13 protein-coding genes, 2 tRNA genes, 2 rRNA genes and 1 riboswitch (1 of these 18 running past the window's edge) are annotated in these 20,937 nt (G+C 64.4%); of the genes, 9 read left to right on the top strand and 8 right to left on the bottom strand.

The genetic code is table 11. The annotated features are described in order from the left end of the window. Positions 1–12 precede the first annotated feature (12 nt). Entirely contained in the window at positions 13–846 is an 834-nt protein-coding gene (locus tag QW863_RS32870) for a chorismate mutase (protein WP_315718102.1), read from the bottom strand. Positions 847–1,043: 197 nt separating this feature from the next. Next, positions 1,044–1,123: riboswitch (SAM riboswitch) on the top strand. 91 nt (positions 1,124–1,214) lie between these two features. Here QW863_RS32870 and QW863_RS32865 point away from each other — a divergent pair. After that, positions 1,215–2,429 (top strand): homoserine O-acetyltransferase, encoded by a 1,215-nt coding sequence (locus QW863_RS32865; RefSeq protein WP_315718101.1) that lies wholly within the window; start codon positions 1,215–1,217, stop codon positions 2,427–2,429. A gap of 3 nt (positions 2,430–2,432) precedes the next feature. After that, complete coding sequence (metW, locus tag QW863_RS32860; protein ID WP_315718100.1) at positions 2,433–3,098, top strand: methionine biosynthesis protein MetW; 666 nt, start codon at positions 2,433–2,435, stop codon at positions 3,096–3,098. 734 nt (positions 3,099–3,832) lie between these two features. Here metW and QW863_RS32855 read toward each other — a convergent pair. The 4 genes from QW863_RS32855 to QW863_RS32840 form a co-directional block, all read right to left on the bottom strand. After that, the gene (locus QW863_RS32855; protein ID WP_315718099.1) at positions 3,833–5,884 is read right to left on the bottom strand and encodes a S8 family serine peptidase; all 2,052 of its coding nucleotides are present in this window, start codon (positions 5,882–5,884) and stop codon (positions 3,833–3,835) included. Positions 5,885–5,936: 52 nt separating this feature from the next. Beyond that, positions 5,937–6,167, bottom strand: coding sequence for a hypothetical protein (locus tag QW863_RS32850; RefSeq protein ID WP_315718098.1), 231 nt, complete (start codon positions 6,165–6,167; stop codon positions 5,937–5,939). 114 nt (positions 6,168–6,281) lie between these two features. Beyond that, positions 6,282–7,424: a hypothetical protein gene (locus tag QW863_RS32845; protein WP_315718097.1), complete on the bottom strand. Its 1,143-nt coding sequence runs from the start codon at positions 7,422–7,424 to the stop codon at positions 6,282–6,284. Positions 7,425–7,614: 190 nt separating this feature from the next. Beyond that, on the bottom strand, positions 7,615–8,346 hold the full coding sequence (locus tag QW863_RS32840) for a BTAD domain-containing putative transcriptional regulator (protein WP_315718096.1): 732 nt from the start codon (positions 8,344–8,346) through the stop codon (positions 7,615–7,617). 370 nt (positions 8,347–8,716) lie between these two features. Between QW863_RS32840 and QW863_RS32835 the strand changes: the two genes are divergently transcribed. Continuing rightward, the gene (locus QW863_RS32835) at positions 8,717–9,136 is read left to right on the top strand and encodes a secondary thiamine-phosphate synthase enzyme YjbQ (RefSeq protein ID WP_315718095.1); all 420 of its coding nucleotides are present in this window, start codon (positions 8,717–8,719) and stop codon (positions 9,134–9,136) included. A 262-nt stretch (positions 9,137–9,398) separates the two neighbouring features. Here the strand turns inward: QW863_RS32835 and QW863_RS32830 are convergent, their stop codons facing one another. Beyond that, entirely contained in the window at positions 9,399–10,259 is an 861-nt protein-coding gene (locus QW863_RS32830; protein ID WP_315718094.1) for an alpha/beta hydrolase, read from the bottom strand. Positions 10,260–10,515: 256 nt separating this feature from the next. On the opposite strand from QW863_RS32830, the gene QW863_RS32825 reads away from it, so the two are divergent. Beyond that, positions 10,516–11,172, top strand: coding sequence for a TIGR02594 family protein (locus tag QW863_RS32825; RefSeq protein WP_315718092.1), 657 nt, complete (start codon positions 10,516–10,518; stop codon positions 11,170–11,172). A gap of 199 nt (positions 11,173–11,371) precedes the next feature. On the opposite strand, the gene QW863_RS32820 is transcribed toward QW863_RS32825, so the two are convergent. After that, entirely contained in the window at positions 11,372–12,157 is a 786-nt protein-coding gene (locus QW863_RS32820) for an MOSC domain-containing protein (protein ID WP_315718091.1), read from the bottom strand. A 223-nt stretch (positions 12,158–12,380) separates the two neighbouring features. Between QW863_RS32820 and clpB the strand changes: the two genes are divergently transcribed. Next, positions 12,381–15,020 carry an ATP-dependent chaperone ClpB gene (clpB, locus tag QW863_RS32815; RefSeq protein ID WP_315718090.1) on the top strand — a complete coding sequence of 880 codons (2,640 nt, stop codon included), beginning with the start codon at positions 12,381–12,383 and terminating at the stop codon, positions 15,018–15,020. 99 nt (positions 15,021–15,119) lie between these two features. Here clpB and QW863_RS32810 read toward each other — a convergent pair whose 3' ends face one another. Beyond that, positions 15,120–17,183, bottom strand: coding sequence for a M23 family metallopeptidase (locus QW863_RS32810; protein ID WP_315718088.1), 2,064 nt, complete (start codon positions 17,181–17,183; stop codon positions 15,120–15,122). An 803-nt stretch (positions 17,184–17,986) separates the two neighbouring features. Between QW863_RS32810 and QW863_RS32805 the strand changes: the two genes are divergently transcribed. From QW863_RS32805 to QW863_RS32790, 4 genes are all read left to right on the top strand, one after another. Further along, positions 17,987–19,475 (top strand): 16S ribosomal RNA (locus tag QW863_RS32805). A 233-nt stretch (positions 19,476–19,708) separates the two neighbouring features. Next, positions 19,709–19,785, top strand: a tRNA-Ile gene (locus QW863_RS32800). 53 nt (positions 19,786–19,838) lie between these two features. Beyond that, positions 19,839–19,914: transfer RNA gene (locus tag QW863_RS32795), tRNA-Ala, on the top strand. Positions 19,915–20,338: 424 nt separating this feature from the next. Then, positions 20,339–20,937: ribosomal RNA gene (locus QW863_RS32790) — 23S ribosomal RNA — on the top strand (it continues 2,248 nt past the right edge of the window). The 16S and 23S rRNA genes sit together here with 2 tRNA genes alongside, the layout of an rRNA operon.

Here is a 20,937-nt window from a genome sequence, read left to right as displayed (position 1 = left end):
GCGCGAGGCGTCTCAGCTCGGAACCGTATAGCGTTTCGCATGGCCGCCGACGAGGGCCGTCGAGCGGACCGAGGCGCCCGCCGCGATCAGGGCAGCCTTGATCTTGTCGAGGTTCGACGGCGCCTCGATCGACACCAGCAGCGCGGCGCCGTCGAAGGCGGTATCGGGCACCGCGACCACGTCGGCCAGCGGCGACAGCGCGCGCGACACCTGCGCATTCCAGCCGGAGACGCGGATGCTCCAGGTCTCGACCTCCAGCACGAGCGCGTCGTCGGCGACCCGCGACACCGCGAACACCGGCAGCGCCGCCGGATGGTCGGCACGCTCAATGAACGGCATCCGGGCGATGATCTTCGGCGCGCCCACGGGCTCGAGCGTGATCCACCACGGCGTATGGCCCGATGTCGTCGATACCAGCGCCAGATCGCCCTTCGAGCGCGCCACGGCTTCGACGGCGGCCTGGGCGCTGAAATGGGCGACATAAGGCACCACGAAGCCGAAATGGAACCTGGCGGAATCGCGCATCGCGGATTCGCCGACCGACACGTCGGCGTGAACCGAGAACGGCGCCTGCACGTAAGTGAACGTCGAGACGATCACGCGCCAGATGCCCTCGACGGTGTCGAGCGGCAGGATGCCGCGATGGCGCTGCACCAGGCGCCGCATCATGTCGGCCTCTCGCGCCGGCCGGAACGCCGAGCCGACCTCCTGGGTCTTCTTGACCTTGATCAGCCGGTCGATGATGTCGGCCCTGTTCATCAGGAGCTGATGGACCTGCTCGTCGATCGCGTCGATCTCCTTGCGCAAATCGGCAAGCGAAGGCGGGGCAGGCGGCGGGTTGGACATGGGCTGGTCACTCTTCGCAGGCCACCGGTTAACGTGCGGCCGACTGGAACGGATGTCGTTCTCTCCGATGCGGGAGACGCGCGCAACAGCAAGTTTACCTTGTGCCGCCTAGGCTTGGCTGGTTTGCAGCCGTGGGGCGCCCGATCGGCGGTCAACCCCAGCTTGCCTTGACGCGGAGCGCCCGCGGGACTAGTTTCTGCCTGTTCCGTGGTCATTTGAGCCGGCCGGCTTGCAGCCACGTTAAAAAACTCGCTAAACAGGCCGGGGACGTTATCGATCCCGGCCGAACCCCAGTTCAGGCCGGGTTTTTCATGGCCTGATATGTCACGTGGTTCGGGAGCCCTTGCCGGATGGCCGGGGTGAGAGACATGACAGGCCTGACGCCGAAACCCACCTCCGCGCTGCGCACGATTGCGCCCGAAGAGCGCTCGCACGAGGTCGATCATCCGAGCTCGCTGGTCGCGCAGTTCGGCGCTGACAAGCCGCTCAGGCTCGATTGCGGCGTCGACCTGTCGCCGTTCCAGATCGCCTACCAGACCTATGGCGAACTCAACGCCGACAGGTCCAACGCGGTCCTGGTCTGCCACGCCCTGACCGGCGACCAGCACGTCGCCAACCGCCATCCCGTCACCGGCAAGCCCGGCTGGTGGGAGACGCTGGTCGGCCCTGGCCGCCCGCTCGACCCGAGCCGTTATTTCATCATCTGCTCGAACGTGATCGGCGGCTGCATGGGCTCGACCGGCCCGGCCTCGCTGAATCCCGCCACCGGCAAGGTGTGGGGGCTCGATTTCCCGATCATCACCATCCCCGACATGGTGCGCGCGCAGGCGATGCTGATCGATCATCTCGGCATCGACACGTTGTTCGCCGTGGTTGGCGGCTCGATGGGCGGCATGCAGGCGCTGCAATGGACAGTGGCCTATCCCACCCGCGTGTTCGCGAATCTCGCGATCGCCTGCGCCACCCGGCACTCGGCGCAGAACATCGCCTTCCACGAGCTCGGCCGCCAGGCCGTGATGGCCGATCCCGACTGGGACCACGGCCGCTACGGCGACAAGGGCACTCATCCGCATCGCGGCCTCGCGGTGGCACGGATGGCCGCGCATATCACTTATCTGTCGGATGCCGCCCTGCATCGCAAGTTCGGCCGCCGCATGCAGGACCGCGAACTGCCGACGTTCTCGTTCGACGCCGATTTCCAGGTCGAGAGCTATCTGCGCTATCAGGGCTCGTCCTTCGTCGAGCGCTTCGACGCCAACTCCTATCTCTATCTGACGCGGGCGATGGACTATTTCGACATCGCCGCCGATCATGACGGCGTGCTGGCGGCGGCGTTCCGCGGCATCCAGACCCGCTTCTGCGTGGTGTCCTTCACCAGCGACTGGCTGTTTCCGACCGCGGAATCGCGGGCGCTGGTGCATGCGCTCAATGCCTCCAGCGCGCGGGTGTCGTTCGCGGAGATCGAGACCGACAAGGGGCACGACGCGTTCCTGCTCGACGTCCCCGAGTTCTTCGAGATCGCCAGCGCCTTTCTCGATTCCGCCGGCAAGGCGCGCGGCCTCAACGCCGCGAACGGAGGCTGAGCCATGAGCATGCAGGGCGTGTTGCCGCTGAACGGCTTTTCCGGCGGCGAGGTGCTGGCCTATCGGCCGGATCATCTGCTGGTCGCCGGCATGGTCGAGCGCGACTCCAAGGTGCTCGACATCGGCTGCGGCGACGGCGATCTCTTGCAGCTGCTGGAGAGCCGCGGCATCGACGGCCGCGGCATCGAGCTGTCGCGCGAGGGCGTCAATCATTGCGTCGCCAAGGGGCTCGCGGTGGTGCAGGGCGACGCCGACACCGATCTCGTCGACTATCCCGACGATGCGTTCGACTATGTGATCCTGTCGCAGACCTTGCAGGCGACGCGGCAGCCCAAGGTCGTGCTGGAGAATCTGCTGCGCATCGGCCGTCGCGCCATCGTCACCTTTCCGAATTTCGGCTTCTGGCGGCTGCGCCTGCAACTGCTCGTCGGCGGCCACATGCCGCGAACCGACAATCTGCCCTTCACCTGGTACGACACGCCGAACATCCATTTCTGCACCATCAAGGACTTCGTGCAGCTCTGCGATGAGATCGGCGTCAAGATGGAGCGCGCCGTCGCGCTTGATAGTTACGGCCGTCCCTTGCGCGTCGCGATGCCCTGGTGGTTCTGGAACATGTTCGGCGAGCAGGGCGTGTTCCTGCTGAGCCGGGCGGAGAAGGGAAGGTAGGGCAGGGGGCGACCGTTCCCAGGGGGCTGGGATGATCTCTTCGACACGATCGCAACTTAGAGCGTGCATGAGGACGGACGTGGATGGCCGGGACAAGCCCGGCCATGACGAGCTTGGGGTTGGCGGCTTTTACTTTTCAAAGAGCCGAGAGCGGTTGAAACAACGTGCTACGTTCCCGCGGCGCATCTGCGCCCGAGCTATGCGTCATGCATCGCCTCCGATAACGAAGAGGCGCAGGGAAGGCCGGATGCTGACCGCACCCATGGCCCGCCTGCGGAAAAAATGCAGGCGGCAGGAACCACAGGTACGAGCCGGAACACCCGTCCTTCCCTGCGCGATGGCTGAACGGCTGCTTCGCGTTCTCCCCGGTGCGCCGGGCTTTCTGGCCACCGTCGTCCGAGTGATGCAGAACACCACAACAAACTTGGCATCAGCGTCGGGATGCCAGGACCGCGCGACTTGACCGTGCGCATCGGAATTGTTCGTCCGCGCGAGGCAAGCCCCACGCGCAATCCGACACGCCCATCGCATCCCACACTCAGCGTTCGTGACGACCGCGATACGCCCCTCTTGCTGCGAGGCGGGACGCGCGGAAATCTGCGCCTGATTTGCCCGACGGCGCAAGTGCCAAGCGTGCGACGAACTAACACGACGGGCAATTCGCGCATGACGCTCATGCGCAAACTGCCCGTCGTGCAACGACGCCGCTTCGTCGCTGTGGCTGGGCCGGCAATCTACAGCAAGCCGACCTTGTGCATCATGTCGCGGATCTGCGCCGGACTGGGATCACCGACCGCCGGGCTGGACCACTCGCCGGTCGTCGTTGCCGGGCCCCGGGCAACCGAACCGGATCCGTTGAGCTTGCCATTCGGCGCCTGCGGCGCCAGCGTCGGAGACGTCGCGCCGTTATGCGCGCCGCGCGCCAGTCCCAACAGGCGACGGAGCACGTCGAGCGAGGGATCGGCCGCGGGCGCGGAGGCCACGCTCGCCTCCAGGCCGAGGGCGCGCATCGCATTCGGCAGCCCGGCTCCTGCACGATTGGGATCGCCGAATTGCAGCGGCGTCGATGTCTCCTTCAGGATCTGGAACAGCCGCTCGACACGCCGCGCGTCGCGCGTCGCGAACTGGCCCTTGAAGTCGGGATGATGCGCCAGCACGAGCGCGGCGAGACCGGTGACGTGCGGCGTCGCCATCGAGGTGCCGTCCCAGGCGCCGAAGCCATCCGCCGGCAGCGAGGACACGATGCCGACGCCCGGCGCGCAGACGTCGATCTCCGGCCCGAAGCAGCTGAACTTGGCCGGAAAATATCCGTCGGTGCTGCGGAAGCCATCCAGCGCCTGCTGGGCGTGGAAGCTGTCCTCGGGAAACTCGCCCCATTTGCCCATCGCGGCGACCGACAGGCAATGCGGCGTCGAGCCGGGAAACTGGACCGGCCCCGACGAATTTCCCGCGGCGACGATACAGGCGAGGCCCATCTGCTTGGCCCGCAGAATCCGCTCCTCGATGATCTGCGACGGCTCGCCGCCGCCCAGGCTCATGTTGGCGACGTCGATGCCGTTCTCCATGCAGTAGTCGAGCGCCGAGACGAGATCGCTGAACCGGCCCCCCGGGAAGATCCGGCAGACATGGATTTCGGCCGCCGGAGCGAAGCCGCGAATGCCTCCGCCGCTGCCGACAGGCCCGCCGGCGATGATCCCGGCGCAATGCGAGCCGTGGCCAATCGTATCGATGGTCCAGCTCGCGGGATCATTGCCGACGATGCTCTTGCCGATCGTGACGCCGTGCAGATTGCGATGGGTTGGTGCTGCGCCGGAATCGATCACCGCGATCTTCACGCCTGCGCCATTGTAGGCGAGGGGAACGCGGTCGAGGCCCATCGCGCGCTGGCCCCATCCCAGCAATTGCTGGCCGGGAAAGCCGCGCAGGTAGGCGCCCAGCGTCTTCGCGGCGATGCGGTTCACGCTGTCGGGGGTCAGTTGCGGACGATCGAGCCAGAAGGTCCAGTAATCGACCCGCGGCTTGATCAGGATCGAGCGGATGGTGTCGGGCGTCTCGCCCTGAATCTTGAGCGTGACGCGGCCGCTGGCGTCGGTGACGCCCTGAACCGGCCATACGCTGCCGAACACGTACACTTCCACCTCCGGCAGCGGGCCGCTCTCGCCGACCACTTCGATCGTCGTCGAGAACCCGTCGGCCAAGGGAATGAGAACGCCGGGATTGGGAAGCTGATGCGGCGCCGGCACCTGCGGGACGGTCGGATCGAGCATGTAGGTGAGCGGCGCATCGCGCTCGACCGCGAGTCGTGCGCCGGCCTGGGCCTTCAGCAATTCGGCCTTGTCGGGCGCCATGCGGGCCAGCACCATCGGGCCGAGCGGGGCCTGTCCCGGGTCGGCGCTCTGGAAGCCGAGCAGGCGCGGCGGCTGGATGGTCTTCACCACGTCGATGTCCGGAGTGTTTGTCAGTTGCTGGACGATGAAGTCGGCGCTGAAGGTCGCAAGCCCCGTCTGCTGTCGCGGGGCCAGGATGTACTGCGCCCGCCGCTGCGAGATCGTTGCGACGGGTTGGTCCGCTGCCGGCGGCGCCTTGCCGCCGTCCTTGCCGCCGTCGCTTCGGCCCGTGCCTTGCGCGGCAGGGGCTGCAGCGGCGGCTACCGGCGTTGCCGCCCGCGGTGCGGCAACGGCCTCGGCTGGTGGCTGCTCCGCTCCGGGCCGTGCTCCGGTGCCGTTGACGGCCGTGCCGGCCGCATCCTTCGGATCCGAGATTTCAGGTTTGCTTCGTGCGGCCATTTGCGGGCTCCTTCATCCTCGCTCGTGACATCGTCGGGGGGCGCGGCTGAAGTCAGCCGGCGCCAAAGGGTTTCAGCGGAGCATTCGGCTCCACCACGATCGTGCTGAAAGTCGATCGGAGGCGGTCGGCCTGGCTCTTCGTCATCGACAGGATGACGACGTCGGGCGCGACCTGACCGACGCGTTTCACGCCGGGCTCGCGGCTCAAATGATCAGCAAGCTGGCCGGACTTGACCGGCTCGCCTTGCACGATGAATTCCTGCTCTGAGTTCGGATCCGCCATGCGTCGCTCCCTCCATGTCAGGTCGGCGGTGGGCGGACTGTTCGTGCGCCCACCGCCTTGCTTGCTTGGACCCGCGTTGCGAATGGCGCGGGTCGCTGCTTCAGATCCGCCGTCCTAGTGCATCGTGCCTGCGGGCTGGCCGGTGCTGAAGATGCCGAGCGTGTGCCCGATGTTGAGGCCGGTCTGCGCGCCCTGTCCGATCTTCTTGAGCACGCTCCAGAAGCCCTGCAGCTCCATGTCGGTCGGCTGCGCGGCCGCCGCCTGCTGGCCCGGCTGGCCGGCGCTGAAGATGCCGAGGTCGTGGCCGACGTCGAGGCCGGTCTGGACGCCCTGACCGATCTTCTTGAGCACGCTCCAGAAGCTCTGCAGCTCCATGTCGGTGGGCTGCGCGGCCGCCGTCTGCTGGCCCGGCTGGCCAGCGCTGAAGATGCCGAGGTTGTGGCCGACGTCGAGGCCGGTCTGGACGCCCTGACCGATCTTCTTGAGCACGCTCCAGAAGCCCTGCAGCTCCATGTCGGTCGGCTGCGCCGCTGCGGGTGCCGCTTGCGGACCGGTGCTGAAGATGCCGAGGTTGTGGCCGACGTTGAGGCCGGTCTGGACGCCCTGACCGATCTTCTTGAGCACGCTCCAGAAGCCCTGCAGCTCCATGTCGGTCGGCTGCGCCGCTGCGGGTGCCGCTTGCGGACCGGTGCTGAAGATGCCGAGGTTGTGGCCGACGTTGAGGCCGGTCTGGACGCCCTGACCGATCTTCTTGAGCACGCTCCAGAAGCCCTGCAGCTCCATCTCGGTCGGCTGCGTCGCAGCGGTTGCGGCCTGCGGGCCTGCGCTGAAGATGCCGAGGTTGTGGCCGACGTCGAGGCCGGTCTGGACGCCCTGTCCGATCTTCTTGAGCACGCTCCAGAAGCCCTGCAGCTCCATGTCGGTCGGCTGCGCGGCGGCTGCGGCCTGCGGGCCGGCGCTGAAGATGCCGAGGTTGTGGCCGACGTTGAGGCCGGTCTGGACGCCCTGACCGATCTTCTTGAGCACGCTCCAGAAGCTCTGCAACTCCATCTCCGACGGCTGCTCGGTGCCGGGGCCGACCGAGAACGGCGCGAACCCGCCCGCGATTCCGCCGATGGCGCCGCCAAAGTCGCGGCCGGTCTTGCCGCCGATCAGGCGTCCGATCGCCTGTCCGGCGAACCTGCCGAGAACGGAGCCGAAGATCCCTTCGGGATTCAATTGACCATAGTCCTCAGTCGACTGCTGCATGCCACTCATGTTGAGCCTCCTCGCTCGTTGTTTGATCTTCGAGCGGCGCGCCGCTTGACCTCATCAGGCGTAGTTGCTGCGCGACGTCGATCGAGGGCGATGTTGCGCGCGTGGCCGTGATGCAAGTGTCAAGCGGGGCGTGAAAGTGCCGTCAAAGTCGATCATGTGTGGAACGCATGGAGCAAGGTCACGCGGATCGTCAGACGCGTAGCATGCGCCTGATTTCGCGCTGCAGGCTCTCGGTTTCGCTCTCCGGCGTGGCGCCGACCTGCTTGCGCAGGATGGTGCGGCAGAAGTCATATTGACGCAGGGCGTCGGCACGGCGGCCCTGCTGCGCGTAGCAGCGCATCAAGGTGCGGTGGACGTCCTCCTGCAGCGGATCTGCGGCCAGCACACGCAATGAGAACGTCGTGGCGATCTCCACATGTTCCCGGCCGCCGACGTCCAGCAGGCCCGCGATCGCCCGGATCGCCCGCGTCTTCAAGCGTTGACGCTCGGCGGAGAGCCATGCCTCGAACGCGCAGGACGTCGAGCTGATGCCGTCGAGCAATTCGCCACGAAACAGCGCGGCGGCGCGGGCCATGGTTTCCAGATCGCCGAGCTGCAGCAGCACCTCGAATTCCTGTACGTCGGTCGTGACGGCGTTCGGATGGATGCGGATGTCGTCGCGTTCCGCCGAGATCACCTCGGTGCATTGCGGCAGCACCCGGCGCAGCGTCAACAGCGCCTGGCGCAGGTTTGCGCGCGCGTTGTCGCCGAAGCGGCCTTCCCACAGGAGGGCGGCAAGCTTGCTGCGTGAAATGCCGTGCGGAGAGGTGAGGGCGAGATAGCCCAGGAGCGTTGCCGCCTTGCGGCTTGGGATGACGACCTGCTCGCCGGAGACGCGTCTGATTTCAAGACCGCCAAAGAGATTGATACGCAGCAGACTCATTGTCTCTCTCCTCTGAATGGCGACTCGCTGCGATCGGCGCCTTGCCTGCAGAAGTCGAGCTTCTCGTGCGATGAGATTGAGCGGCTGCAGCCCGATCAGGTCTGCACGGTCGTCGCCGAACGGCGAGCCGCCACGCTGTCGTTGTCATCGTCGAAATGAGATCGGCAATGCAGTTAAGTCTGTCCGAGCAACGTTCGGTTCAATCTTGGATTGTAGGACGAAGCGAGACCGTGCCGTTGTGGCTTGCAGTATGCACTCCATCGGGTCCAGTCTGGGCGCAGCCGGAACCGCACGCTGTGAGCTACGCCACACTCCACGTCGGACACCGTCGTGCCGCATGCTCCATGGTCAGGAAGATTGGATTGTTCCGATGAGATCGTTCCGCAAGGAACTTTGGTTCCAGACACCGGGCCGGCGGGCTTTCATCAACATTACGGGCGACGTCGAGGCGGCGCTGAAGGAGAGTGGCGTGCGCGAGGGGCTCGTGCTCGTCAACGCGATGCACATCACCGCGTCGGTCTTCATCAATGACGACGAGAGCGGGCTGCATTTCGACTACGAGCAGTGGCTAGAGAAGCTGGCGCCGCACGAGCCGGTCGCGGGCTATCGGCACAACCGGACCGGTGAGGACAATGCCGACGCCCACATGAAGCGCCAGATCATGGGGCGCGAGGTCGTAGTCGCGATCACCAATGGCAAGCTCGATTTCGGCCCGTGGGAGCAGATCTTCTACGGCGAGTTCGACGGCGGACGGCGCAAGCGCGTGCTGATCAAGATCATCGGGGAGTAGGGGGCGGTGTCGCCGTTTCCGGATGCGTTGACGCCTCCGACTGACCCATGTCGTCACGGCCGGGTTGGTCCGTGCCACAATCTCCGCTGTCGTCCCTGCGAACGCAGGGACCCATACCGCGGAATCTATCGGTGAGGCACAACTACCAGCCATCGTCCCATTGAAGCCGGTGGTTATGGGTCCCTGCGTTCGCAGGGACGACAATGCAGGGCTGCGAGGCGTCGGTGATTCAGCCACGAAGGAGAGGCGCTTCCGGAGGTCATCACACCATCGACCTTGGATCCCGCAGGCCCCAACGGCCGGCCTCGACCAGGGTGATGAAGCGCTCCACGGCCTCATTAAACAACGCCGGCTCCTCCAGATTCAGCACATGGCCGGACTTCGGGAAGAACGTCAGTCCCGACGCCGGCAGGTGCTGCTTGAGGAACAGGCTCGGCTCGATGCAGGCGTCGTCCTCGTCGCCGCAAATGATCAGCGCGGGCGTGGCGACGCGGCGGATCGCATCCGTCATGATGTAGATCGAGGGCCTCGCGCCTTGAAAGCCGCGCATGGTGTTGGCCGAGCCCCTGGCGTCGTGGCGAGCGAGTGCGGCGTAGAAATCGGCGTGGCCGCGTGGGTCCTTGATCAGGAAGGGAATGCGGCCGGGCGCCTCGCGGGTGACCTTGGCGGTCTCGGCCGAGCCGAGGGTCTCGAACTGCTCGGCCGTGGCGCGGCACTGGGCGCGGAAGGCGTCGAGCTGCGTGAGGTCGGAGCCCGAGCCGACGCCGGCCAGCACCATCGAGCAGATGCGGCCGGGCGCGTTCAGCGCGACCTGCAGCGAGGAGTACGAGCCCATCGACAGGCCAACGAAATGGGCGCTGTCGATGCCGAGATGGTCCAGCACCGCCAGGGCGTCGGTGTAGAAGTGCACGTAGCTGTAGACGTCGGGCGCGGCCGGCACCTCCGAGGGCGTGTAGCCTCGCGCGGAGTAGGCGATGCAGCGGTGGCGGCGCGCGAAATAGCGCAACTGCGGCTCCCAGTTGGTGTGGTCGGCGGCGAACTCGTGCAGGAAGATGAGCGGCGTGCCGGCGCCGACCTCTTCGAAATAGAGGCGAACGCCGTCTTTGGCCGTTGCGTGGGGCATCGTCAGCTCCTCCCGTGTCACGTGCCGCATGTTGACGAGTCGCGCGACACGCGACAATGGCCGGGCCAGTAGCCTTGTTTTCGCCTCAAGATAGACCCGGAATCACCCTCTCGTCGCCAGTCTTTCGCCGCCGAAGGTCATGGTTTCGTCACACCGCGACTTTTTACGGACCCCGCTGGCGGCTTGCAGAGGGGCCGCGCTGAGGACCAGGGGGTGCCAAGTCAGGGTACTGGGGGAAGTAACAGAAGGATTGAGTATGGTTGTGTCTACCCTTCGCCGGTCGCTTCACGTCGTTGCGCTGACCATGTGCTCGGCAGTCGTCGCCGTCACCGCAACACCGGCATCGGCCCGTCCGCATCACGGCTCGGGGCATCATGCCCACCGCAGCCACGGCGGCCATCACTACGCAGGGCATCATCACCACCGGCGTTCCGTCGCCCGGCTGTCGCGCTGGGAGCGCGGCGTGGCGCGGGTGCAGGTGAGCGGCGTTGCCGACGCGCAGGCCAGCGTCATGATGCCGGGAACGGCGTCCGACGGCATGGCGTCGTCCGGCGGCTTCGGCGGCGGCAGCAGCGTCGTTTCCGCGGCGCGCAGCTTCATCGGCAGCGGCAATCCGACCGGCCGGCGCAGCCTGTGGTGCGCCCGTTTCATGAACATGGTGCTGGAGCGCACCGGCCATCGCGGCACCGGCTCCGACATGGCGCGCTCGTTCGCGAGCTATGGCCAGCGCGTCTCCGGCCCGCAGGTCGGGGCGATCGCGGTGATGAGCCGCCGCGGCGGCGGCCACGTCGGCGTGGTGTCGGGCGTCGATGCCCAGGGCAACCCGATCGTCATCTCCGGCAACAACGGCAACCGCGTCCGCGAGAGCGCCGTGTCGCGGGGGCGGGTGTACGCCTACGTGATGCCGAACTAACCAATCTCGAACTGATGAATCGAGCCGTCGAGGCTCGCTCGGTGTGCGCCTCCCCCGCTTGCGGGGGGAGGTCGCATCGCATCTTCGATGCGATGCGGGTGGGGGAAGTCTCTCCACACGAAGATCTCGCGTGGGGCGGCCCCCACCCTCCCCCGCAAGCGGGAGAGGGGGCGCGCCGCCGATGCAGCCAGCGCTCGAACTACGTCAGCCGCGGCTGCTCCACGGCGAGTTCGTCGCCAACGGCGATATCGCCGGCTTCGATCACCTCGGCATAGATGCCGCATTCATTGTTGCCGCGCCGGGTCATCAGCGCGGGCGGGATGTCGAGGTCGCGGGCGGCCGTGTCCGGGTCGACGTTGACGGCGGCGCAGCGGGTGGTGGTCTTCACGACCTTGAGCCGCGCCGAGCCGATGCGCAGCGTCTCGCCCATGAGCGAGGTCTCGTGCCAGGCCGGCCAGCCGGTGACGTAGACGTTGGCGCGGAAGCGCAGCGGGTGCACGGGAGCGCCGACCAAGGTCTCGATCTCCGCGATGGAGGCGAGGTTGATGATCGAGACCACCTTGCGCGCCAGATCCGTAAAGGCGTAACCACCGCCCGACAGCAGCTTTGGCGGCCCGCGCAGCTCGGCGGCGAACTCGCCCGCGAAGAAGCGCTCGATCGCCGCGCGGCCCTCGGCGCTCTCGAGATCGCCTTGGGCGACGATCGCGCCGTCCTTGCGGATGGTGAGGATGTTCGTCGCGTCGTCGAAGATGGTCTTGAAGCCGGCGAGGCGCTCATTGCGCATCAGCATCAGATACGCCGTCTTCGGTTTCCAGACCGGAGCTGCGGGATCGAATCCGCTGGGACCGTTCTCGAGCGCGTAGCGGCGGTCGGCCGGCAGGGTCTGGCCGACCCGCAAAGGCGCCCTCTGCAATGGTTCCGGGGTAAGGCCCTTGACGGGATAGCGGTACAGGCCGGCGATGCGCGCGGGAGGGGTCTGGCTCATGCCGCCTCATAGGAGATTCCCTTGGCCGCGGCCAGGGCACACGAATTTGTGAAGCGGCCTCTTCCGTTTTCGCACCGCCTTCCCACATTTCCACTCAAGCCGGGCGCAAGCCGGCGACGTCAATGGTTGCGGCGTTGATGGACGTCAACGTGCGCGGTCCGAAACCCAATGAAGATGCTGAAGCCGTGCCTTCGGGGCGTCACAGCAGGCTGAGGGAAACATCATGAATATCGAAAAATATACCGAGCGCGCGCGGGGCTTCATCCAATCGGCGCAGTCGCTGGCGATGCGCGACGGCCATCAGCAGTTCTCGCCGCTGCATCTGCTGAAGGTCCTGCTCGACGACGGCGAGGGACTCGCGGGCGGTCTCATCGACCGCGCCGGCGGCAATTCGCGTGCGATCCTGAAAGCGACCGAGGATGCGCTGGGCAAGCTGCCGAAGGTCTCGGGCAGTGGCGCCGGGCAGATCTATCTGTCGCCCGAGCTGGCGCGCGCCTTCGACGCGGCGGAAAAGGCGGCCGAGAAGGCCGGCGACAGCTTCGTCACGGTGGAGCGGCTGCTGCTCGGCCTGACGCTGGAGAAGAACAGCGAAGCGGGCGGCATCCTCGCCAAGGGCGGCGTCACCGCGCAGAACCTCAACGCAGCGATCGAATCCTTGCGCAAGGGCCGCACGGCCGACTCGGCGACCGCCGAGAATGCGTATGACGCCTTGAAGAAATATGCCCGCGACCTGACCCAGGCGGCGCGCGACGGCAAGCTCGATCCGGTGATCGGCCGCGACGAGGAGATCCGCCGCACCATTCAAGTTCTGTCGCGTCGGACCAAGAACAACCCCGTGCTGATCGGCGAGCCCGGCGTCGGCAAGACCGCGATCGTCGAGGGCCTCGCGCTGCGCATCGTCAATGGCGACGTGCCGGAGAGCCTGAAGGACAAGCGGCTTTTGTCGCTCGATCTGGGCGCGCTGATCGCCGGCGCGAAATATCGCGGCGAGTTCGAGGAGCGGCTGAAGGCCGTGCTGCAGGAGGTCACGTCGGCCGAAGGCAGCTTCGTGCTGTTCATCGACGAGATGCACACCCTGATCGGTGCCGGCAAGGCCGACGGCGCGATGGATGCGTCGAACCTGCTGAAGCCCGCGCTCGCCCGCGGCGAGCTGCACTGCATCGGCGCGACCACGCTCGATGAGTATCAGAAGCACGTCGAGAAGGACGCCGCGCTGGCGCGGCGGTTTCAGCCGGTCTACGTCACCGAGCCGACGGTCGAGGATACCATCTCGATCCTGCGCGGCCTAAAGGACAAATACGAGCAGCATCACGGCGTGCGCATCACCGACTCCGCGCTGGTGGCGTCGGCCACGCTGTCGAACCGCTACATCACCGACCGCTTCCTGCCCGACAAGGCCATCGACCTGATGGACGAGGCGGCGGCGCGGCTGAAGATGCAGGTCGACAGCAAGCCCGAGGAACTGGACTCGCTGGATCGCGAGATCATCCGGCTCAAGATCGAGCAGGAGGCCTTGAAGAAGGAGAGCGATCTCGGCTCCAAGACGCGGCTGCAGGCGCTGGAGAAGGAGCTCGCCGATCTCGAGGAGAAGTCGGCGGCGCTGACGTCGAAATGGAGCGCCGAGAAGGACAAGCTGTCCAACGCGCAGAAGCTCAAGAGCGAGCTGGACGGTCTGCGCATCGAGCTCGCCAACGCGCAGCGCCGCGGCGAGTATCAGAAGGCGGGCGAGCTGGCCTATGGCCGGATTCCCGAACTTGAGAAGCGGCTGGCCGACATCGAGGCCAAGGAGAATGCCGGCGAGATGATGGAGGAGGCGGTCACCGCCAACCACATCGCGCAGGTGGTCTCGCGCTGGACCGGCGTGCCGGTCGACAAGATGCTCGAGGGCGAGAAGGACAAGCTCCTGCGCATGGAGGACTCGCTCGGCAAGCGCGTCGTCGGCCAGTTCGAAGCCGTGCATGCGGTCGCGACCGCCGTGCGGCGCTCGCGTGCCGGCTTGCAGGACCCGCACCGGCCGATGGGCTCGTTCATGTTCCTAGGGCCGACCGGTGTCGGCAAGACCGAGCTGACGAAAGCGCTCGCCGAGTATCTGTTCAACGACGAAACCGCGATGGTCCGGCTCGACATGTCCGAGTACATGGAGAAGCACTCGGTGTCGCGGCTGATCGGCGCGCCTCCCGGCTATGTCGGCTATGACGAGGGCGGGGCGCTGACCGAGGCCGTGCGGCGCCGGCCGTACCAGGTCGTCTTGTTCGACGAGATCGAGAAGGCGCATCCGGACGTGTTCAACGTTCTCTTGCAGGTGCTCGACGACGGCCGCCTGACCGATGGCCAGGGCCGCACCGTCGACTTCCGCAACACGCTGATCATCATGACCAGCAATCTCGGCTCCGAGTTCCTGGTCAATCAGCCGGAGGGCGAGGATACGTCGGAGGTGCGCGAGCTGGTGATGGGCACGGTGCGGAGCCATTTCCGACCCGAGTTCCTCAACCGCGTCGACGAGATCATCCTGTTCCACCGCTTGCAGAAGAGCGAGATGGGTCGGATCGTCGAGATCCAGTTCGCGCGTCTCCAGAAGCTCCTGGAGGAGCGCAAGATCACGCTGTCGCTCGATGGCGACGCGCGCGACTGGCTCGCCGCCAAGGGCTGGGATCCGGCTTACGGCGCACGGCCGTTGAAGCGGGTGATCCAGCGCAGCGTGCAGGATCCGCTCGCCGAGATGATCCTCGCCGGCGACGTGAAGGACGGCGATCACATGACGATCTCGGCCGAAGGCAATGTGCTGACCTTCAACGGCAAGGTGCCGCACACTGCCGAGATCGCGACGTTCGAGGCGCCGATTCCGAAGCGCAAGCTGAACTGAGCGGCGTTTCGCCGAACTGAAACGGAAGCGGCCCGCGCTGAGCGATCAGCGCGGGCCGTTTTCAGTTGAACGCGCCTTTGGGGGGGCGAGGGGTCTCGCTCACCGGCTGACCTGGATCGGGCCGGCGTCCGAGATGCGCGAGGCGCCGGTGCCGCGGCTGGTCATCATCTGGTCGACGCGGTCGCGCTCCTTCTCGAAGTTGGCCATGATCGGGCCCTCGAGCGACCGGCCCCGCGGCAGCTTCACGCGCATCGGGTCGACGAAGCGGCCGTTGACCAGGATCTCATAGTGGACGTGCGGGCCGGTCGACATGCCGGTCGAGCCGACGAAACCGATGACCTGGCCCTGGCGCACGCGCTTGCCGGGCTCCATGCCCTTGGCAAACGCCGACATGTGGCCGTAGGCGGTCTCGTATCCGTTGTTGTGCTTGATGCGGATATATTTGCCGTAGCCGCCTTCCTGGCCGACCTTCTCGAGCACGCCGTTGCCGGAGGCGAAAATGGGGGTGCCGTAGGCGGTGGCCCAGTCGACGCCGGTGTGCATCTTCACGAAGCCGAGAATCGGATGGCGGCGGCCGCCAAAGCCGGAGCGCATGATCGCGTTGTTGACCGGCTTGCGCACCAGGAACTTCTTCGCGCTCTTGCCGGTCTCGTCGTAATAGTCGACGACACTGTCGTCGGGGGTCTGGAACCGGTAGTATTTCTTGGTCTCGCCGCCGACCGTCAGCGAAGTGAACAGCACCTCGGTCTTGTCGTTGTTGCCAGGCTTGTCGTCGTCGTCGCCGGCATAGAAGACGTCGAACGAATCCCCAGGCTGCACCTTGCGCTGGAAATCGACGTCGTAGGAGTAGATGCGGATCATGTCCTCGATGACCGGCGCGGGCACCTTGTTGCGCATCGCCGTCTCGTAGATGCTCTGATAGAGGCGGACACCGGTGCCGTCATCCTCCTCGTCATTGGTGTTGTCGGCGGTCTCGGTGACCGTGTTCATGCTCTGCGCGTCCACGGCGACGTATCGTCCGAGGTCCGACAGCGCGGCCACCGCCTCGATCATGGTGTCGTTGGCGACGATGACCCGGAACGGCTGTAGCCGGGCGCCGGGGGCAGGGCTGGATGGCGCCATCAGGATGCGCAGTTTCTCGCCTTCCTTCAGGCCGCCGTCACGGCCGCGCGGGCCGAGCTGGGCGGCGATCGCCTTGGCTTCGTCGGGCGTCGCGCCCTGGTCGCGCAGGATCGAGGCGACGGTATCGCCCTTCTTGACCAGGTGGACGCGCTCGCCGAGTGGATTGCCGCCGGTGATCTGGTCCTTGGTCTTGGGGAGCAAGGTGACATTTTCCGGCACCACCCGGGTCTCGAAGCCGGCGTAAGGATCGGGCAAGGTGCCGTCATTGGCATAGGACAGTTTCAGGTCGCCGCCTTGGACGGCCTGCGCGCCGGCCGCGTCGGCGGCGGCATTGGCAAGCGAGGCGTAGCGTACGCCGCCATTGTTGCCGCGCCAGTTCGCCGCATCACGGACCCGCATGACGATTTCGTCGAGCGCCACCGAGGTTGCGATCTTCGCCTTGGGGAGCACGGCGGCGAGATCCTTGGTCACGAACGAGACCTCGGCGTCGGGCTCGACGGCCTCGGGATTGTTCGGATCCTCGCCGGACCCTGTCTTGTCGTTGTCGGTGTCGCTCAGCAGGCGCTGGGCGTTGAACGGCGGGATCTTGGCGGAAAGATCGCTCGTCGTCATCGACAGGTTGCCCGAGATCCGGACATAGGGACGGACCCGGATGAGCTCGCGCGATCCCGCGCGGGTCACGGTCGAGATGCGCACCACATTGCGGGCCGCGGCCGCTTCGCTCGGCGGCGGCAGGCGGTCGCTCTTGCGCAGGGTGGCGACGCGGTCATTGGCACCGAAGGCGCCGCGCAGCGCGCTCTCCATCCGCTCCGGCATGCGCGCGAAGGTCATTTCGCCGTCGAGCGAGGCGAAAACGGCGCCGCCGATGAGGGCTGCGCCGCATAGACCCGTCAGAATCGTACCAGAGAACCATTGTACGGAAACGCGGCGGCGGTCGATCACCGCGGCCTCGGAGCCATCGACCGATAGCGGCGGCTCATGACCGAGATCGATCATGCCGACCTCGCGTCCATACCCCCCGCGTGACGTCCGATGGTTCAACCTTCGTCCCCCAAATTCAAAGTCAGCACCGAGATCACTCAGCTGCCGGTTGGCTTAACGTCCAAGACAAACGGCTCGGAATGATGGCGCGCTTCTGACGGTTCGAGACTCTCTGGCTGGAAAGCCGGAATCCGCAAACCGCTATTGTTCTTCAGGATCTCTCGATGTCGTCTCGGCCGTATCAGGCGAAGGGCTCGCCACTTCCTTGATCTGGATCATCCTTGAATCGATGGCAGTCCCCGCTGGACCCAAATCAACCCAGGTCGATGCTTAACAAATCGTCGCAGGATTGTGGCCCAAGTGGGGCACGAAGTCCGCAAGAAGTCGGGGTTCTCCTGCTGTCCGGAAAAAAATGATTCGATGCGACGATTTGTTGACATTGGGCGTTGACACCCCGATCGGCCCCCCCTATAAACCCGATCACTGAGCGCGGCGCCGCTTCGGGACACACCGAGGCGAGCATTCGCGCCAATATTGCTCCTCACTTCTGTTGAGTGATGCACAACCGGGTAAAACCCGGTTGCTCATCGACGTCGGAAGATGTTGGGCGCCCCTCCATCCGAGGGTGGGACCGAGGTCCCGGGCTGTTTGACAAGTGAAGATGAAGAAAGAGAAACGTGGACGGCGGAGTCCTTGCGGGTCTCGGGATTGAGGGCTTCGGCTTTTGGTTCTGGGATCGGACGAGAAGACTTCGGCGGACAATGTTTCAAAGGTAACACCATGGTATTTGCGCTGTGAAGCGTGGGTACTGATTGGTGGGACCTCGTCAAACGTTGTGATCAGCCGGTTCAAAGCTTCAAGTTCAACTTGAGAGTTTGATCCTGGCTCAGAGCGAACGCTGGCGGCAGGCTTAACACATGCAAGTCGAGCGGGCGTAGCAATACGTCAGCGGCAGACGGGTGAGTAACGCGTGGGAACGTACCTTTTGGTTCGGAACAACACAGGGAAACTTGTGCTAATACCGGATAAGCCCTTACGGGGAAAGATTTATCGCCGAAAGATCGGCCCGCGTCTGATTAGCTAGTTGGTGGGGTAATGGCCCACCAAGGCGACGATCAGTAGCTGGTCTGAGAGGATGATCAGCCACATTGGGACTGAGACACGGCCCAAACTCCTACGGGAGGCAGCAGTGGGGAATATTGGACAATGGGGGCAACCCTGATCCAGCCATGCCGCGTGAGTGATGAAGGCCCTAGGGTTGTAAAGCTCTTTTGTGCGGGAAGATAATGACGGTACCGCAAGAATAAGCCCCGGCTAACTTCGTGCCAGCAGCCGCGGTAATACGAAGGGGGCTAGCGTTGCTCGGAATCACTGGGCGTAAAGGGTGCGTAGGCGGGTCTTTAAGTCAGGGGTGAAATCCTGGAGCTCAACTCCAGAACTGCCTTTGATACTGAAGATCTTGAGTTCGGGAGAGGTGAGTGGAACTGCGAGTGTAGAGGTGAAATTCGTAGATATTCGCAAGAACACCAGTGGCGAAGGCGGCTCACTGGCCCGATACTGACGCTGAGGCACGAAAGCGTGGGGAGCAAACAGGATTAGATACCCTGGTAGTCCACGCCGTAAACGATGAATGCCAGCCGTTAGTGGGTTTACTCACTAGTGGCGCAGCTAACGCTTTAAGCATTCCGCCTGGGGAGTACGGTCGCAAGATTAAAACTCAAAGGAATTGACGGGGGCCCGCACAAGCGGTGGAGCATGTGGTTTAATTCGACGCAACGCGCAGAACCTTACCAGCCCTTGACATGTTTGGGACCGGTCGCAGAGACGTGACCTTCTCTTCGGAGCCCGAAACACAGGTGCTGCATGGCTGTCGTCAGCTCGTGTCGTGAGATGTTGGGTTAAGTCCCGCAACGAGCGCAACCCCCGTCCTTAGTTGCTACCATTTAGTTGAGCACTCTAAGGAGACTGCCGGTGATAAGCCGCGAGGAAGGTGGGGATGACGTCAAGTCCTCATGGCCCTTACGGGCTGGGCTACACACGTGCTACAATGGCGGTGACAGTGGGAAGCTAAGGGGCAACCCTTCGCAAATCTCAAAAAGCCGTCTCAGTTCGGATTGGGCTCTGCAACTCGAGCCCATGAAGTTGGAATCGCTAGTAATCGTGGATCAGCACGCCACGGTGAATACGTTCCCGGGCCTTGTACACACCGCCCGTCACACCATGGGAGTTGGCTTTACCTGAAGGCGGTGCGCTAACCAGCAATGGAGGCAGCCGACCACGGTAGGGTCAGCGACTGGGGTGAAGTCGTAACAAGGTAGCCGTAGGGGAACCTGCGGCTGGATCACCTCCTTTCTAAGGATGGCTCTTCAGCATGATCTTCGGATCGGCTGGTCTTCGGACCGGTCAGCTATCGAGCTGTTTTAGAAACATCAGGGGCCATCAAGATCGCCAGATCTTGCTTGAGCTCCATTGGCGGGATTTCGCCGTCTTCGTTTCTCTTTCTTCGCGGACGAACACGCTGCCTGGGGCTGCGCGGTTGCTGCATTTGCCCTCACGGGCAGGGTGGCGACGAGCTTCGAGCGTTAGGGCTTGTAGCTCAGTTGGTTAGAGCGCGCGCTTGATAAGCGTGAGGTCGGAAGTTCAAGTCTTCCCAGGCCCACCACTTTCTGGCGTCTCTCACTCTCTGGTCTGGCTTGGCATTCGTCTTCTGGTTACGGGGCCATAGCTCAGCTGGGAGAGCGCGTGCTTTGCAAGCATGAGGTCGTCGGTTCGATCCCGTCTGGCTCCACCAGATGGTCTGATTGCCGAGCGATCGCTTGACAGCGCTGGTTCAACATCGTCCGCGAGACAACATTTCGCATCTTCTGATCCTCACCGGGATTACAGAAGACTGCGTGTTATCTGACATCGTGAAGAGGAGATCGATCCGAGTTGGGTCGTGCAATGGAGCGTCACCGCGCAAGCGGTCCGCGCTTCGACTATGCACCGACACTTCACTATCTCCGGGTCATTTCGGCGCAGGCTGGAAGCTGTGAAGCATCCTGTCTGTTGTAAATGACTCTGTTGGCGACGCTTGACCGCATTGCCATCGGTTCGATCTTAAGAAGCAAGCTGGTCTTTCTAATCAGTGTCCTGCGGCTTCCAACGCTTGTCCCTCGGGGCAGGTGGGGAGCTGACAACATTCTGCCGAGTGTGTGGACATTGATAATGAGAGCAATCAAGTGCCTTAAGGGTGTTCGGTGGATGCCTTGGCGCTGAGAGGCGATGAAGGACGTGCTACGCTGCGATAAGCCGTGGGGAGCTGCGAAGAAGCTTTGATCCGCGGATTTCCGAATGGGGAAACCCACCTTCGATAGCCGGAACTCCAAGACCTTAGGTCTTTGGGGTTCAAACAGGAGACTGTGAGAATTCAAGGCCGTGAGGTTTTGGATTTCCGGTTATCAAGAGAAGGTATGAGACTTCTGAATACATAGGAGGTTTCAAGCGAACCCAGGGAACTGAAACATCTAAGTACCTGGAGGAAAGGACATCAACCGAGACTCCGCTAGTAGTGGCGAGCGAACGCGGACCAGGCCAGTCATGAATGTAAGCCAACCAGAACCTGTCAGGAAAGCAGGGCCTCAGAGGGTGATAGCCCCGTATGGGTAATGCGAACATTCATGCTCGAGTAAGGCGGGACACGTGCAATCCTGTCTGAACATGGGGGGACCACCCTCCAAGCCTAAGTACTCCTCAGCGACCGATAGTGAACCAGTACCGTGAGGGAAAGGTGAAAAGCACCCCGACGAGGGGAGTGAAATAGACCTGAAACCGG

This window comes from Bradyrhizobium sp. SZCCHNR1017, from assembly GCF_032381375.1.
Taxonomy (GTDB): Bacteria; Pseudomonadota; Alphaproteobacteria; order Rhizobiales; family Xanthobacteraceae; genus Bradyrhizobium.
The sequence above is the reverse complement of the archived record's forward strand: the minus strand, read 5'-3'. Positions and strand labels throughout refer to the sequence as shown.